General features: G+C 33.7%; 14 protein-coding genes. 11 read left to right on the top strand and 3 right to left on the bottom strand.

Annotated elements, in window-relative coordinates:
* Positions 1–67: 67 nt before the first annotated feature.
* Complete coding sequence (locus G8Y85_RS10855) at positions 68–1,459, bottom strand: glycine--tRNA ligase (RefSeq protein ID WP_037565389.1); 1,392 nt, start codon at positions 1,457–1,459, stop codon at positions 68–70.
* Positions 1,460–1,880: 421 nt separating this feature from the next.
* Between G8Y85_RS10855 and ccpN the strand changes: the two genes are divergently transcribed.
* From ccpN to G8Y85_RS10825, 6 genes are all read left to right on the top strand, one after another.
* Positions 1,881–2,504: a transcriptional regulator CcpN gene (gene ccpN, locus G8Y85_RS10850; protein ID WP_103346044.1), complete on the top strand. Its 624-nt coding sequence runs from the start codon at positions 1,881–1,883 to the stop codon at positions 2,502–2,504.
* Between the two features lie 15 nt (positions 2,505–2,519).
* Positions 2,520–3,344, top strand: a complete 825-nt coding sequence (locus G8Y85_RS10845) for a pyruvate, water dikinase regulatory protein (RefSeq protein ID WP_037565386.1) — start codon at positions 2,520–2,522, stop codon at positions 3,342–3,344.
* Positions 3,345–3,410: 66 nt separating this feature from the next.
* Positions 3,411–5,195, top strand: a complete 1,785-nt coding sequence (dnaG, locus tag G8Y85_RS10840) for a DNA primase (RefSeq protein ID WP_165805816.1) — start codon at positions 3,411–3,413, stop codon at positions 5,193–5,195.
* A 17-nt stretch (positions 5,196–5,212) separates the two neighbouring features.
* Entirely contained in the window at positions 5,213–6,322 is a 1,110-nt protein-coding gene (gene rpoD / locus G8Y85_RS10835) for an RNA polymerase sigma factor RpoD (RefSeq protein ID WP_037565382.1), read from the top strand.
* Between the two features lie 126 nt (positions 6,323–6,448).
* A complete protein-coding gene (locus G8Y85_RS10830) occupies positions 6,449–7,132 on the top strand; it encodes a tRNA (adenine(22)-N(1))-methyltransferase (RefSeq protein ID WP_165805815.1) in 684 nt (227 codons plus the stop codon).
* A complete protein-coding gene (locus tag G8Y85_RS10825) occupies positions 7,122–8,222 on the top strand; it encodes a Nif3-like dinuclear metal center hexameric protein (RefSeq protein ID WP_103345811.1) in 1,101 nt (366 codons plus the stop codon). Before G8Y85_RS10830 ends, G8Y85_RS10825 begins: the two co-directional genes overlap by 11 nt.
* Before the next feature lie 34 nt (positions 8,223–8,256).
* Here the strand turns inward: G8Y85_RS10825 and G8Y85_RS10820 are convergent, their stop codons facing one another.
* Entirely contained in the window at positions 8,257–9,225 is a 969-nt protein-coding gene (locus G8Y85_RS10820; protein ID WP_103345808.1) for a 4-hydroxy-3-methylbut-2-enyl diphosphate reductase, read from the bottom strand.
* A 185-nt stretch (positions 9,226–9,410) separates the two neighbouring features.
* Between G8Y85_RS10820 and G8Y85_RS10815 the strand changes: the two genes are divergently transcribed.
* The 5 genes from G8Y85_RS10815 to G8Y85_RS10795 all read left to right on the top strand — a co-directional run bounded on the left by G8Y85_RS10815 (position 9,411) and on the right by G8Y85_RS10795 (position 13,939).
* Entirely contained in the window at positions 9,411–10,751 is a 1,341-nt protein-coding gene (locus G8Y85_RS10815; protein WP_165805814.1) for a DEAD/DEAH box helicase, read from the top strand.
* A gap of 13 nt (positions 10,752–10,764) precedes the next feature.
* Entirely contained in the window at positions 10,765–11,658 is an 894-nt protein-coding gene (locus tag G8Y85_RS10810) for a deoxyribonuclease IV (protein WP_060551136.1), read from the top strand.
* Positions 11,659–11,911: 253 nt separating this feature from the next.
* Positions 11,912–12,682: a metal ABC transporter ATP-binding protein gene (locus G8Y85_RS10805; protein ID WP_037565374.1), complete on the top strand. Its 771-nt coding sequence runs from the start codon at positions 11,912–11,914 to the stop codon at positions 12,680–12,682.
* Positions 12,679–13,566: a metal ABC transporter permease gene (locus G8Y85_RS10800; protein ID WP_060551135.1), complete on the top strand. Its 888-nt coding sequence runs from the start codon at positions 12,679–12,681 to the stop codon at positions 13,564–13,566. Before G8Y85_RS10805 ends, G8Y85_RS10800 begins: the two co-directional genes overlap by 4 nt.
* Positions 13,529–13,939: a Fur family transcriptional regulator gene (locus G8Y85_RS10795; RefSeq protein ID WP_037565370.1), complete on the top strand. Its 411-nt coding sequence runs from the start codon at positions 13,529–13,531 to the stop codon at positions 13,937–13,939. The genes G8Y85_RS10800 and G8Y85_RS10795 overlap by 38 nt, the downstream gene beginning before the upstream one ends.
* A gap of 41 nt (positions 13,940–13,980) precedes the next feature.
* Here G8Y85_RS10795 and ispG read toward each other — a convergent pair whose 3' ends face one another.
* The gene (ispG, locus tag G8Y85_RS10790) at positions 13,981–15,087 is read right to left on the bottom strand and encodes a flavodoxin-dependent (E)-4-hydroxy-3-methylbut-2-enyl-diphosphate synthase (RefSeq protein WP_103345810.1); all 1,107 of its coding nucleotides are present in this window, start codon (positions 15,085–15,087) and stop codon (positions 13,981–13,983) included.
* Between the last annotated feature and the right edge of the window lie 238 nt (positions 15,088–15,325).

Raw genomic sequence — 15,325 nt, 5'->3', positions numbered from 1 at the left:
TTGAAGGCTGTTTTTTTATTTGATTTATTGTATCTACATATGGAAATCATCTATGTGCTTGATGACGTTAAAATTTCACTTTTTCAGCTAAAAATGATTTAAGATCATTGATTGACATACGAACTTGTTCCATAGAATCACGATCACGTACTGTGACTTGATTATCTTCTAGAGAGTCAAAATCAAAAGTAATGCAATATGGCGTACCGATTTCATCTTGACGACGATAACGTTTACCAATTGATTGAGATTCATCAAAGTCTACCACAAAATCTTCGCTTAATTGTTCATACACTTTAATCGCTTCTGCAGATAATTTTTTACTTAATGGCAGAACAGCTGCTTTATATGGTGCAAGTGCAGGGTGGAAGTGTAATACGGTACGCGCATCTTTACTGCCTTCTACACCTTCTTCTTCATAGGCATCACATAAAAATGCAAGCGTCACACGATCAGCACCTAAAGAAGGCTCAATACAATAAGGAATATATTTTTCATTTGTTTCAGGATCATGGTATTTAAAGTCTTCTCCCGAATGTTCACTATGTTGTTTTAAGTCAAAGTCTGTACGACTTGCGATACCCCATAATTCACCCCAACCAAACGGGAATTTGTATTCGATGTCTGTCGTAGCATTAGAGTAATGTGATAACTCATCTTCATCATGGTCACGTAAACGCGTATTTTCCTTATGAAGCCCTAAATCAGTTAACCATTTCGCAGCATAATCTTTCCAATACGATTGCCATTCAATCTCAGTTCCTGGCTTACAGAAAAATTCTAATTCCATTTGCTCGAATTCACGTGTACGGAAAATAAAGTTACCAGGTGTAATTTCATTACGGAATGATTTACCTACTTGACCAATACCAAATGGTAATTTTTTACGCATCGAACGTTGTACATTCTTATAGTTTACAAAAATACCTTGAGCTGTTTCAGGACGTAAGAAAATTTCATTTGTTGAATCTTCAGTTACACCTTGGAATGTTTTAAACATTAAATTAAATTGGCGAATATCTGTCCAATTTGCTGTTCCACTAACAGGGCAGGTAATACCTTCTTCGTCAATGATGCGTTTCATTTCTTCAAAACTTAATCCGTCAGCGATGAAGTTTTCGTCACCTTTAACGTTATGCATATAATCTTCAATAATTTTATCTGCACGATAACGAATTTTACTGTCTTTATTATCAATCATAGGGTCGTTGAAATTGCCTAAGTGACCTGAAGCTTCCCATGTTTTAGGATTCATTAAAATTGCTGCGTCTAAACCAACATTGTATGGAGATTGCGTTATAAATTTTTTCCACCAAGCTTTTTTAACGTTATTTTTTAATTCCACACCTAATGGACCATAGTCCCAAGTATTAGCTAAACCTCCATATATTTCGCTACCAGGAAATACAAAACCTCTATGCTTTGCAAGTTGCACAATTTTATCCATATTTTTTTCCATTCTAAAACACTCCTTAAAAAATATAAAAAGTCCCAAGCCAAAGAAAATACTTTGCCTTGGGACGAATTAATGTATTAATCCGCGGTTCCACCCAAATTAGTGTGTCCACTCACTTTTATTCACATTTTGAAAATTAGGCCATTTGATGTGTTAAGCTTTCACCATCCTTAACTCGCTTTAACTATAAGTTTAAAGTAATCTATTCTGTTTCGCAAGCAAAATCATAATTGTCTACACGTTGATAAACCGTTATAATGGTAAATGAATGTTTTAAAAATGTCGTAGTGATTACATACTGATTTGTATACTTCATCAAATCAAACGTTCCATATGAAAATAAATATGATGCTAGTATCTTAAAGGAGGCATTTCTGCTATTTAATTAGCATAACCAATTGGTTTTAAATATGCAGAGATCGATATAGAACTGAGTAAACGCCAAGAACACATTGTTGATATCGTAAAAAATTCAGGTCCTATCACTGGTGAAAAAATTGCTGAACAACTTAATCTCACACGCGCAACTTTAAGACCTGATCTTGCTATTTTAACAATGGCGGGATATTTAGAAGCAAGACCACGTGTAGGTTATTTTTATTCAGGTAAATCAAGCTCACAATTGCTTACTGAACAACTCAAGCATTATATCGTTAAAGATTATCAATCACATCCAGTTATTTTAAAAAGTGATGTTACTGTCTATGATGCAATCTGCGCGATTTTTATTGAAGATGTAGGAACATTGTTTATCGTTAATGAAGATAATGATTTGGTAGGTGTATGTTCTAGAAAAGATTTACTACGTGCATCCATGGCAGGACAAGATATTCATAATATTCCTGTACATATTATTATGACTAGAATGCCTAATATCGTTCTTTTAGAAGAAGATGACCTTCTTTTATATGCAGCACGTCAAATGATTTCTAAAGAAATAGATTCCATACCGATTGTGAAATCAAAAGGCGATGGAAAATATGCTGTAACTGGACGTATTTCTAAAACGACAATCACTAAACTTTTCGTTTCTTTATTCGATCAATAGGAGGGTTAATGACGCATGACGAAAGTGAAAATTATTATTGCCTCAGACTCAGTAGGTGAAACTGCAGAACTTGTTGCTAAAGCCTGTATTTCTCAATTTAAAAACGTTGAAAGCACTGCCGATATTATACGCTACCCATATATAGAAACGAAGCAAAATATAGATGAAATTATTCAAATGGCTAAAGAAAATAATTCAATGATTATTTATACGCTAGTGCGCCCAGATATTCGCGCCTACATGGCGAATTTAATTAATGAAAATAATCTCAAATCCGTAGATATTATGGGACCCATTATGTCTATGATGGAAGCAACATTTCAACAACAACCTATCAATGAACCTGGAATCGTCCACAAACTGGATGAAGATTACTTCAAAAAAATTGAAGCCATGGAATTTGCGGTTAAGTACGATGACGGTAAAGATCCTAAGGGTCTTCCTAAAGCTGATATTGTACTCATCGGTGTTTCACGTACGTCGAAAACACCAATCTCACAATACCTTGCACATAAACGCTATAAAGTCATGAATGTGCCTATTGTTCCTGAAGTTAATCCACCAGAAATGTTATTTGAAATTGATCCAAAAAAATGTATTGCTTTAAAAATTTCATCTGAAAAATTGAATGCAATTCGTAAAGAACGATTAAAGCAACTTGGATTATCTGATTCAGCGCGATATGCAACAGATACTCGTATTGAAGAAGAATTAGAGTATTTCAATAAAATCGTCGATCGTATTGGCTGCCCTGTATTAGATGTATCCAATAAAGCTATTGAAGAAACTGCTAATAATATTATACAAATTATTGAGCATAATAATTTCTTTTCAAATTGAAAGTAAGTATAATATTAAAACTCACTCATTTTCATAGGAATCTAGCAATCAATAAAGGTGATAAATTTGAGAATACCACAATCAACCATTGATCAGATTAAAGAAAATACAGATATATTAGACGTCGTTAGTGAGTACGTTAAACTAGAAAAAAGAGGACGCAATTATATAGGTTTGTGTCCTTTTCATGATGAGAAGACCCCTTCGTTTACAGTGTCTGAAGATAAACAAATTTGTCATTGCTTCGGTTGTAAAAAAGGTGGTAACATTTTTCAATTTATTCAAGAAATTGAAAATGTTTCATTTACTGAAGCGGTTAAACATTTAGGTGACCGCATTAACATTCAAGTTGACATTCATTCAAATAATACATCTCATCAAATTGCTTCTAACGACTTACAAATGATTCAAATGCATGAGACATTACTTGAATATTATCATTATATTTTAACGAAAACGGTTGAAGGCGAAGTAGCTTTAAAATATTTATATGATCGTGGTTTTACTGATCAAATGATTAATGAAAGAAAAATTGGATTATCACCTGACTCCTCGCATTTCGCGACTGATTTTTTTGAGAAAAAAGGATTTGATTTACATTTAGGTTATGAAGCGGGAATTTTATCACGAAATGAAAATGATTTCACCTATTATGATAGGTTTAGAGATCGAATCATGTTTCCACTAGCCAATGCACAAGGGCGCATTGTAGGTTATTCCGGGCGAACTTATCAAAATCAGGAGCCTAAATATTTAAATAGTCCAGAATCTCCAATATTTCAGAAACGAAAATTACTTTATAATTTAGATCGTGCACGTAAACATATTCGCTCACATGATGAAACAATTATACTCGAAGGTTTTATGGATGTGATTAAAGCCGATGAGGCAGGACTGAATCATGTTGTTGCAAGTATGGGGACACAAATATCTGAAGACCATATTCACTTTTTAAGAAAATTATGTAATCATGTTACATTATTATTTGACGGTGATTTTGCTGGTATACAAGCTGCATTAAAAACGGGGCAAACATTGTTGGAACAAAATATCAACTGCTTTGTAGTTCAATTACCTCAAAATATGGACCCAGATGAATACATTGAAAAATATGGTAAAGAAAAATTTTTAGAGTTCGTCAATACTGAGAAAAAATCATTTGTAATCTTTAAATTAATGCAACATCAAGACCAAATCGAAAATAATGATTTAGCTTATGAAAAATTTTACAAAACGTTTATAAATGATGTTTCTAAAATAAACTCAAATATTATACGAAAAAAAGTGTTACAAGATGCATCAAGTTTGTTTAAAGTTTCACCAGATAGTCTAAATAATGAAGTAGAAAAGCGTTATCCCAATAACGACTCTCAGAACACCATACATCATACACCTCAGAAACAATCTGTTCGTTTAAATAAACATGCTGTTGCAGAGAGAGCAATTTTAAAACATTTCATTAATGATAAAGATGTTTTTTTAAGTTTTCATAAAAATATTGATGAATCCGACTTTACAAATGAGTATTTTAAACGTATATTTAATATTTTACGAGACTTTTATTCTAAACATGAACAATTTGATATCAGTGAATGTATTACCTATACGCATCAGCATGAAATTAAAGAAGCGTTGATATATTTAGTAGATTATCCGCTTAACCGAGAACCGTATGAGAACGAAATAGATGATTATATTAGAGTAATGACTGAAAATAGAAATTCAGATTCACTTGAAACACTTCATGAAAAACTACGTGAAGCTACACGTAATAAAGATGTCGCATCTCAAAAGTATTATTTAGAAATGATAGTGAATAAAAATAGAAATCGATTAAAGCGTCAAGATTAATATCGGGAGGCCTTTGTATGTCAGATAACCAGGTAAAAGTAATTAAAAAAGAGACTATCGATCCTACTCTAACACTAGAGGATGTTAAAAAACAGTTAATTGAAAAAGGGAAAAAAGAAGGTCACCTAAGCCATGAAGAAGTAGCAGACAAATTACAAAACTTCGACATGGATTCAGATCAAATGGACGAATTTTTTGACATGATTAATGATAATGATATTCAGTTAGTCAATGAAAAAGATAGTTCTGATACCGATGATAAATTAAATCCAAGCGATCTAAGTGCACCTCCAGGCGTTAAAATTAACGATCCAGTTCGCATGTATTTAAAAGAAATTGGCCGTGTAGACTTATTAAGTGCTCAAGAAGAAATTGAACTTGCGAAACGGATAGAACAAGGTGATGAAGTCGCTAAGGCAAGATTGGCAGAAGCTAACTTAAGACTTGTTGTCAGCATTGCTAAACGTTATGTAGGACGTGGCATGCTCTTTTTAGACCTCATTCAAGAAGGAAACATGGGCCTTATTAAAGCTGTTGAAAAATTTGACTTTAGCAAAGGTTTTAAATTTTCAACCTATGCGACATGGTGGATTAGACAGGCTATTACACGTGCGATTGCTGACCAAGCACGTACAATTCGTATTCCAGTACACATGGTTGAAACGATTAACAAATTAATTCGTGTTCAACGTCAATTATTACAAGACTTAGGTCGTGACCCAGCACCAGAAGAAATTGGTGAGGAAATGGATTTACCACCTGAAAAAGTACGTGAAATTCTTAAAATCGCTCAAGAACCTGTTTCTCTTGAAACACCTATTGGTGAAGAAGACGACAGTCATTTAGGAGATTTTATTGAAGACCAAGAAGCGCAAAGTCCGTCAGACCATGCGGCATATGAGTTATTAAAAGAGCAGTTAGAAGATGTATTAGATACTTTAACAGATCGTGAAGAGAATGTATTACGTTTACGATTTGGTCTTGATGATGGACGTACACGTACACTTGAAGAAGTCGGAAAAGTTTTTGGTGTTACACGAGAACGTATTCGTCAAATCGAAGCGAAAGCGTTACGTAAATTGAGACACCCAAGTCGCAGTAAACGACTTAAAGATTTTATGGATTAATACTGTCGTTTATAATTGAAACGTCACTTATACTTATCTAAAAGGGAGCAATCAGTCGTATCACTATGGTTAAACATATGATTACCTGTTTGTACTCCCTTATTTTTATAGAAGGGAAATATCATCATGATTCCAATTAATCGTCGACTATTAAAAGTAAGTGAATTTATTATAGGTGAAAAAATAGCTGATATTGGCTCTGATCATGCCTATTTACCAATTTATGCAATCCAACAAGGGATTATACAAACTGCGATTGCTGGAGAAGTAATCAAAGGGCCTTTTAATGCAGCCAAAAAAAGTGTGGCAACATATGGTTTAACGTCAAGAATTGACGTAAGATTAGGTGATGGTTTAACCATATTGAATGATACAGATGATGTTGATACAGTCACGATATGTGGTATGGGTGGGCCATTAATAACACGTATTTTAGAAAATGGATTTCATCATATTCCTAATTTTCCGCGGTTAGTTCTTCAATCTAACATTCAATCCGAACCGATTAGACGATTTTTACAAAATAAGGGTTATCAAATTATAACAGAAACATTAGTAAAAGAACGTGCGCATATATATGAAATTATCGTTGCTGAAAAAGGACAAATGAATTTATCGTCATTAGATTTTAAATTCGGACCTTTTTTACATCCTATTAAAGGAGATTTGTTTGAAGAGAAGTGGCAAAGAGAATTAGATGCGCTTGAGGATATAAAAAAACAATTAGAACCAAATAAGCATGTACAACGATATCAAGACATTACACACCAAGAAAATGTAATCAAAGAGGTGTTAAATGATGAATATTAAAACGTTACTGCATACACTTAATCAACACGTACCCTTCGACTCTGCTGAATCATGGGATAATGTCGGCTTACTCATAGGAAATACAGAAGATCATATAGAAGGAATCTTAACAACGTTAGATTGCACCATTGATGTCGTAAATGAGGCGATTGAAAAACAGTGTAATACCATTATTGCGCATCATCCACTTATATTTAAAGGGGTAAAATCTATCATAGCCAATCAAGGTTATGGTTCCATTTTATACGCATTAATTCAAAATAATATCAACTTAATCGCATTGCATACAAATCTAGATGTTCACCCACGTGGTGTTAACGCTATGTTAGCTGAGCGCATTGGGTTGAATGCGTCTGAATTTTTAAATGTTAACATGAAATCCTATTATAAAGTACAAGTGTTTATACCTCAAACATCTGCTGACGCATTTAAAAATGCATTGAGCGATGCAGGTATTGCTAAAGAAGGTAATTATGAATATGCTTTTTTTAATGCGATGGGAACGGGTCAATTTAAACCAGTAGGAGATGCAAATCCTACTATAGGTGCATTGAATCAAATTGAAAATGTAGAAGAGTTAAAAGTTGAATTTATGATTGACCAACATCAACGTGACTTAACAGAAAAACTCATTATAAAATATCATCCTTATGAAACGCCAGTTTATGATTTCATTCCTTTAGAAAAAAGTTTACAACAAGGGTTAGGTTTGATTGGACAGCTGCATCAATCCTACACAGTTTCTGATTTCATCAATCATTTAAAAACCGTTTTAAATATGCCAAGCATTCGTTTTATTGGAGACAATGACACTTTGATTAAAACTGTCGCAATAGTGGGTGGCTCTGGCATCGGTTTAGAAACGTTAGCTCAGAAAAAAGGTGCCGACGTTTTCATAACTGGTGATATTAAGCATCATGAAGCGCTAGATGCTAAAATTGAAGGCATCAATTTAATCGATATCAATCATTATAGTGAATATGTCATGAAAGAGGGTCTAGTAACACTTTTATCAGATTGGCTTAAACCAAATGAATCGTTAAATATTTTAGCATCCTCAATAAATACTGACCCTTATACGTATTACTAAAAACAAAAAACACGACAAAATTGTCGTGTTTTTTTTATTCCATAATTTTAACTGGCTTAGCTTTTTTAATTTTTGGTAGTATTTTATCCACTGGCACATGAGATTGAATCTGATGCGTTTCAGGATTTAATGGATCATAATCTTTCAAAAAGTTTATAACTTCTTTAACAATCGGAGTAGGAGTGGAGGCACCTGCAGTAACTGCAACGGTTTCAACACCTTCTAACCATTCTAATTTGAGCTGTGATACGTCCGCAATTCGATATGAATTAGTGTGAGCAATATCTTTAGAAACTTGTGCAAGTCTATTAGAATTATTACTCTTAGGATCACCAACCACAATTAATAAGTCAGCAGCACCAGCTTGATCCGCGACGGCTTCTTGACGTACTTGTGTAGCTTGGCAAATTTCCTTATGTTGTTCAATATGAGGGTATTTTTCTTGTAAATCTTCCATCAAATGCAAGACATCCCATTGAGACATTGTTGTTTGATTTGTTACAATGAGACGTTTATCTTTCAGCATTTCAGGTAATGCATCAACATCTTTTTTTGTTTCTACTAAATGTACTACGTCTGGTGCAACACCAACAGCGCCTTCAGGTTCTGGATGACCTTTTTTTCCAATGTAAATAATATGGTACCCCTCAGCTTTTTTAGTTCTAATGAGGGCATGTGTATTTTCAACATCTGGACATGTCGCATCGATACAAGTTAACCCTTTTTCTTTTGCGCGACGTTTGACTTCAGGTGATACGCCATGCGCTGTAAATATTACCGTTCCAGAATCAATTTGGTTTAAAATTTCTAGACGGTTTGGGCCATCTAACGTAATGATGCCATCCGATTCAAATGCATCTGTTACATGTTTATTATGCACAATCATCCCTAAAATATATATGGGACGCGGTAAGTTTGGATCCAAAGAGGCATTACGTGCGATAACCATCGCATCTACTACACCGTAACAATACCCCCTGGGTGTTATTTTAATAATTTCCATAATATACACGTACCCTCCTTCAACTTCATATTATAACAACTTCAAAAGGCAATTTAAACTATTCAAGCATGGGTCAAAGGTAGGAAATTATACCGAGTCATTCTTATTTTGAATTTTGATGAGTAGTTTTCATTTAAGGTAAATTCCTTTATAATATAGGGACGATAGAATAAGGAGGGCCATTCATGCCTAAGCACCCATTTGGTCATTTTAGTTTTGACCCAAGTTTAATTGAAGCAATAGATGAATTAAACTTTAAACAACCGACAGACGTTCAACAACGTGTCATTCCTAGATTATTAAAACGCGTCAATCTTATAGGGCAATCACAAACTGGAACAGGAAAGTCACACTCATTTTTACTACCCATTTTCCAATTATTAGATAATGATATAAATGAACCACAAGCTATCATTGTAGCGCCTACGAGAGAATTGGCTACACAACTCTATCATGCTGCACTTCAATTAGCTAATCATAAAAAAGGAATTAAAGTGAGTTTATTTATAGGTGGAACAGATTTTGAAAAAGATAAGCAAAAAACAACTCAACAACCTCAGCTCGTTATCGGTACACCTACGAGAATTAATGACTTAGCTAAAGCCAATGCGCTGCATGTTCATTTAGCGCAACAACTTATCGTTGATGAAGCAGACTTAATGATAGATTTAGGTCTAATTCAAGAAGTTGATCAAATAGCGTCTCGTTTAGATAAATCGGCTAAAATGGCAGTGTTTAGTGCTACAATACCGAAATCTTTACATCCATTTTTAAATAAATATTTACAAAACCCAGAATTTGTTGAAGTAAAAACTGAACAAAAGAATAAGAAGAATATAACATTTTACTTAATACCTACACGCGGTACTGAAAAGTTAGAAAAGACGATTGAACTCATAGATACGATTAATCCATATTTAGGTATTATATTCTGTAACAGTCGAGAAAATGCTGATGATTTAGCAGAAAAACTAAATCAAAAAGGGATTCAAGTAGGGATGATTCATGGTGGCTTATCTCCTCGTGAACGTAAACAACAAATGAAACGAATTCGAAATTTAGACTTCCAGTATGTCATTGCGAGTGATTTAGCATCTCGTGGAATTGACATAGAAGGCGTTAGTCATGTAATCAATTTTGATGTGCCTTTAGATATAGATTTCTTTACGCATCGCGTTGGTCGTACAGGTAGAGGAAATTATAAAGGGATTGCGATCACACTTTATAAACCAGACGAAGAATATCTAATTCATCAAATTGAACAAAAAGGCTATCAATTTGAAAATGTTGATATTAGAAATGGTGAATTAAAGCCTATCAAAGCACATAACACGCGTCGTCTAAGACAAAAACAAGAAGATCACATTACACAACAAGTGAAAAATAAAGTGAAACGTAATAATAAGAAAAAAGTTAAACCAGGCTATAAAAAGAAATTCAAACAAGAAGTCGAAAATTTAAAACGTCAAGAAAAAAGACAACATAGTAGACGTAAAAAACGTCTTGATCGTAAAAATAAAAAATAAAGGTTGGATTTGAATGTTAATAGGTTCACACGTTTCTATGAGTGGTAAAAAAATGTTACAAGCATCTGCCGAAGAGGCGCACAAATACGGCGCGTCCACTTTTATGATTTATACTGGTGCGCCACAAAATACGCGTCGTAAAGCGATAGAAGATTTAAATATCGAAGCTGGACAAAAGGCAATGCAAGCGTATGGCCTTTCTAATATTGTAGTTCACGCGCCATATATTATTAATATTGCAAATACAAGTAAGCCTGAGGTATTTGAATTAGGTGTTAATTTCTTACAAAATGAGATAGAACGTACAGAAGCAATTGGTGCTAAAGATATCGTTTTGCATCCAGGTAGTCATGTGGGCGCAGGTGCCGAAGTAGGTATTAAGCGTATTATTGAAGGACTCAATGAAGTTTTAACAAATAAGAATGACGTTCGCATTGCACTTGAAACCATGGCTGGTAAAGGTTCTGAAGTTGGACGTACATTTGAAGAAATTGCACAAATTATTGATGGCGTCACACATAACGAAAGATTATCTGTATGTCTTGATACTTGTCATATTCATGATGCCGGATACGATGTGGTCAATGACTTTGATGGCGTACTCAATGAATTTGATAAAATCATCGGGGTAGATCGTATTAAAGTTGTTCACGTTAATGACAGTAAAAATCCACGAGAAGCACATAAAGACAGACATGAAAATATAGGTTTTGGTCACATTGGTTTTGATGCACTTAATTATGTGGTACATCATAAACAATTTGAACACATTCCAAAGATTTTGGAAACACCGTATGTTGGTGATGATAAGAAAAACAAAAAACCACCTTATAAATTTGAAATCGAGGCACTCAAAGCCAGTAAGTTTGACCCTGAAATGAAAAATAAAATTATGGCGCAAAATTAAACATTTCAATTTTTGTGACTGTAACAATACGTCATCAGTTAGACTATTAACTATTTAATATCAACACAGTGTTTTATATTTCACTAAATTTATACTATAAAACTGACACTTTTAACACTTAACTCTCAAAACGATACTAATCGATTTTGAGAGTTTTATATTTAGGGGTTAATGAATCGCCATATCATTTTCGTAAACATTACTATTTACATCACTTTCATAAATATGTATTATATTAAGTTGAGGTGAGAGAATGGAGCAACCTGTATTTGAACTTAAAAATATAGACTTTTATTTTGATAATAAAAAAGTACTTGAAAATATCAATATAAAAATCAATAAAGGTGAATTTTTAGCCATTGTTGGGCCAAATGGCGCCGGTAAATCAACCTTATTGAAATTAATATTAGGATTACTCCCAATCCAACAGGGAGACATATTTATAGATGGTGCATCATATCACAAAAAATTAACGACAGACAAAATTAGTTATGTTTCTCAGAAAGCTTCCTCAGTCACTGCTGGTTTTCCAGCTACGGTTAAGGAAGTTATTTTAAGTGGATTAACGCGTAAAAAACGCCTATTTAGATGGTTCAACAGAGAAGACCATCATAAAGTTGATCGTGTTCTAGAGCGATTGAACATCACAGCTTTAAAAGATAAAAATGTGTCTGAACTTTCAGGTGGTCAGCAACAACGTGTCCTCATCGCACGCGCTTTAGTTTCAGATCCCTCCGTTCTTATTTTAGATGAACCAACAAATGGTATAGATGCTAAACATGTTGGTGAATTTTACGAAACATTAGACCATCTTAAACATGAAGGTGTCACTATAATTTTGGTAACTCATGATATAGGCGTTGTTGCTGATACAGCGACTGAGGTAGCTTGTTTAAATAAGCACCTTCATTTTCATGGTTCTACAAATGAGTTTAAATCACTAGATGAAGTAGAAATCTCTAAAATATATGGCCATCCAATTAAATTTGTTGATCATCAACATGATAGGGCGTGTTGTAAATGATAGATGCAATTTTAAACTTTGATTTTATACGTTATAGCTTTATCAGCGGGATTTTGATTGGATTAATTGCACCGTTAATAGGGACTTTTATTGTCGTGCGACGTTTGTCTCTCATTGCTGATGCATTAAGTCATGTCACGCTAAGTGGTATTTCATTCGGTATGTTTATGATTAGTGCATCTGCTACGTTTTCTTTTGTGAACCCTATTTGGACAGGGATTATATTCTCAATTGTTGGTGCGCTTTTAATAGAAAAACTTAGAACTTCTTATTCAAATTACCAAGAAATTGCAATTCCTATTTTAATGAGTTCAGGAATCGGTTTGAGTGCGATTTTTATCTCGTTAGCTGATGGATTTAATCAAGAATTAGTTGGATTATTATTTGGTTCTATTAGTGCTGTAGCATATAGTGACTTAGTTACCATCGTTATCATAGCAATTCTCGTTGTTGCATTTATCTTATTGTTCTATAAAGAATTATTTATTTTATCTTTCGATACAGAATATAGTAAAGTCATTGGTATCCCCAAGTGGATTTCGTTTTTATTTATTGTCATTGTAGCATTAGTTATTTCCGCTTCAATGCGCGTCATTGGTATTCTACTCGTCAGTGCTTTAATTACATTACCAGTTGCCATTGCGATGCGATGGACGAAGGGGTTCAAACAATTTATAGGTTTAAGTATTTTAATAGGAGAATTTTCTGTTATTACTGGTTTAGTTACCGCCTTTTATTTAGATATTTCTCCTGGTGGTGTAATCGTTGTAATATTAATCATTTTACTTGGTTTGACATTTGCTGCACAAAAGTTAACAAAAGGGAAGGGTAAAGGAGTGAGTCTGAGTGAAAACGCAAGAAGCAATAAGAATGTTGAAGGATAACGGACATAAATATACGGATAAGCGCAAAGATATCATTAACATTTTCATTGAAGAGAATAAATATATCAATGCAAAATATGTGCAACAACTCATGAATGAAAATTACCCAGGGATATCCTTCGATACCATTTATCGAAATTTACATCTCTTTAAAACGTTAGGCATTATTGAAAGTACTGAATTAGATGGTGAAATGAAATTCCGCATTGCTTGTACTTCTCATCACCATCATCATTTTATTTGTACTTCATGTGGAGACACAAAAGTCATAGATTATTGCCCAATGACAGAAATCAAAAAAGCATTACCTCAAGTTGATATTGAAAAACATAAACTTGAAGTGTATGGAATATGTGAAAACTGTAAATCATAAAATTAACGCTACCGACAACCCGGTAGCGTTAATTTTATATATTATGATGTTGTAGTTTCTTCTTTTTTATTTTTTTCCCATTCTGCTGCTAATTTATCGATTTCTATTTTAAGTTCATCGACCATAGATTCTTCAGGTACTTTTCTTACAGTTTTACCTTTCATAAATAGTAGCCCTTCGCCTCGTGCACCTGCAATGCCTATATCCGCTTCACGCGCTTCACCAGGACCATTAACAGCACAACCAAGCACAGCTACCTTTAAAGGCACTTTTAATTTTTCAATATAATCTTCAACTTCATTTGCGATTGAAATTAAATCAATTTCAATACGTCCACATGTTGGACAAGCAATTAATGTTGCTGCGTTACTTGCTAGGCCAAATGCTTTTAAAAGTGATTTAGCAACTTTTACTTCCTCAACCGGATCCGCTGATAATGATATACGACATGTATTACCAATACCTAATGCCAAAATCGCACCAAGTCCAGCTGAAGATTTGACCGTACCATTAAACAAAGTACCACTTTCTGTAATGCCTAAATGTAATGGGTAATCAAATGCCTTTGCCGCTTTTGTATATGCTTCAATAGCAAGATTAACATCACTAGCTTTCATTGAAACAATAATATCATGAAAGTCTAAATCTTCAAGAATTTTAATATGATGTAATGCACTTTCAACCATGCCATCAGCTGTCGGGTAACCATATTTCTTTAAAATATGTTTTTCAAGTGAACCCGCATTAACACCAATACGAATTGGAATGCCTTTAGCTTTACAAGCTTCTACAACAGCCTCAACTTTTTCACGACGACCTATATTACCAGGATTGATACGTATCTTGTCTGCACCATTTTCGATAGCTATGAGTGCTAGTTTATAATTAAAATGTATGTCAACGACGAGAGGGATGTTAATTTGAGCTTTAATATCTTTAATCGCATGCGCGTCTTCTTCATTAGGACAAGCAACACGAACAATTTGGCATCCAGCTTCTTCTAAGCGTTTTATCTCAGCTACTGTCGCCTCAACATCATATGTTTTAGTTGTTGTCATACTTTGAATCACAACTTCATCAGATCCACCAATCGTCAAATTACCCACTTTTACAGGTCGTGTATTTTTACGATGTGTAATTTCAGACATGAATAGAAACTCCTTTAAACTCTAAATTTAATTGAAAACGCACGTAACATCATGTTTTTCAATGCTAAACTTATTATACAATACCATCTCTTACATATTCAAAACAATCACACCAATTTTGATTATAATAACAAAAAAACAGTCTTAAGTACTAATTTGTAACTAATATCACATAGCGCAAATGTTAAATGTTTAATACGATTACAATCGTCAATATATTTAATAGATGTAATGAGGT

Origin of the sequence: Staphylococcus sp. 11007852 (genome assembly GCF_011394325.1) — a bacterium.
Lineage (GTDB): Bacteria > Bacillota > Bacilli > Staphylococcales > Staphylococcaceae > Staphylococcus > Staphylococcus agnetis.
This window is presented reverse-complemented; position numbering and strand designations above follow the sequence as displayed.

Coding starts and splice junctions, on each gene's coding strand:
- G8Y85_RS10805 (WP_037565374.1), top strand. CDS start 11,912: ATGGAGCAACCTGTATTTGAACTTAAAAATATAGACTTTTATTTTGAT.
- G8Y85_RS10820 (WP_103345808.1), bottom strand. CDS start 9,225: ATGGAAATTATTAAAATAACACCCAGGGGGTATTGTTACGGTGTAGTA.
- rpoD (WP_037565382.1), top strand. CDS start 5,213: ATGTCAGATAACCAGGTAAAAGTAATTAAAAAAGAGACTATCGATCCT.
- G8Y85_RS10810 (WP_060551136.1), top strand. CDS start 10,765: ATGTTAATAGGTTCACACGTTTCTATGAGTGGTAAAAAAATGTTACAA.
- G8Y85_RS10855 (WP_037565389.1), bottom strand. CDS start 1,459: ATGGAAAAAAATATGGATAAAATTGTGCAACTTGCAAAGCATAGAGGT.
- G8Y85_RS10800 (WP_060551135.1), top strand. CDS start 12,679: ATGATAGATGCAATTTTAAACTTTGATTTTATACGTTATAGCTTTATC.
- G8Y85_RS10830 (WP_165805815.1), top strand. CDS start 6,449: ATGATTCCAATTAATCGTCGACTATTAAAAGTAAGTGAATTTATTATA.
- G8Y85_RS10845 (WP_037565386.1), top strand. CDS start 2,520: ATGACGAAAGTGAAAATTATTATTGCCTCAGACTCAGTAGGTGAAACT.
- G8Y85_RS10825 (WP_103345811.1), top strand. CDS start 7,122: ATGAATATTAAAACGTTACTGCATACACTTAATCAACACGTACCCTTC.
- G8Y85_RS10815 (WP_165805814.1), top strand. CDS start 9,411: ATGCCTAAGCACCCATTTGGTCATTTTAGTTTTGACCCAAGTTTAATT.
- ispG (WP_103345810.1), bottom strand. CDS start 15,087: ATGTCTGAAATTACACATCGTAAAAATACACGACCTGTAAAAGTGGGT.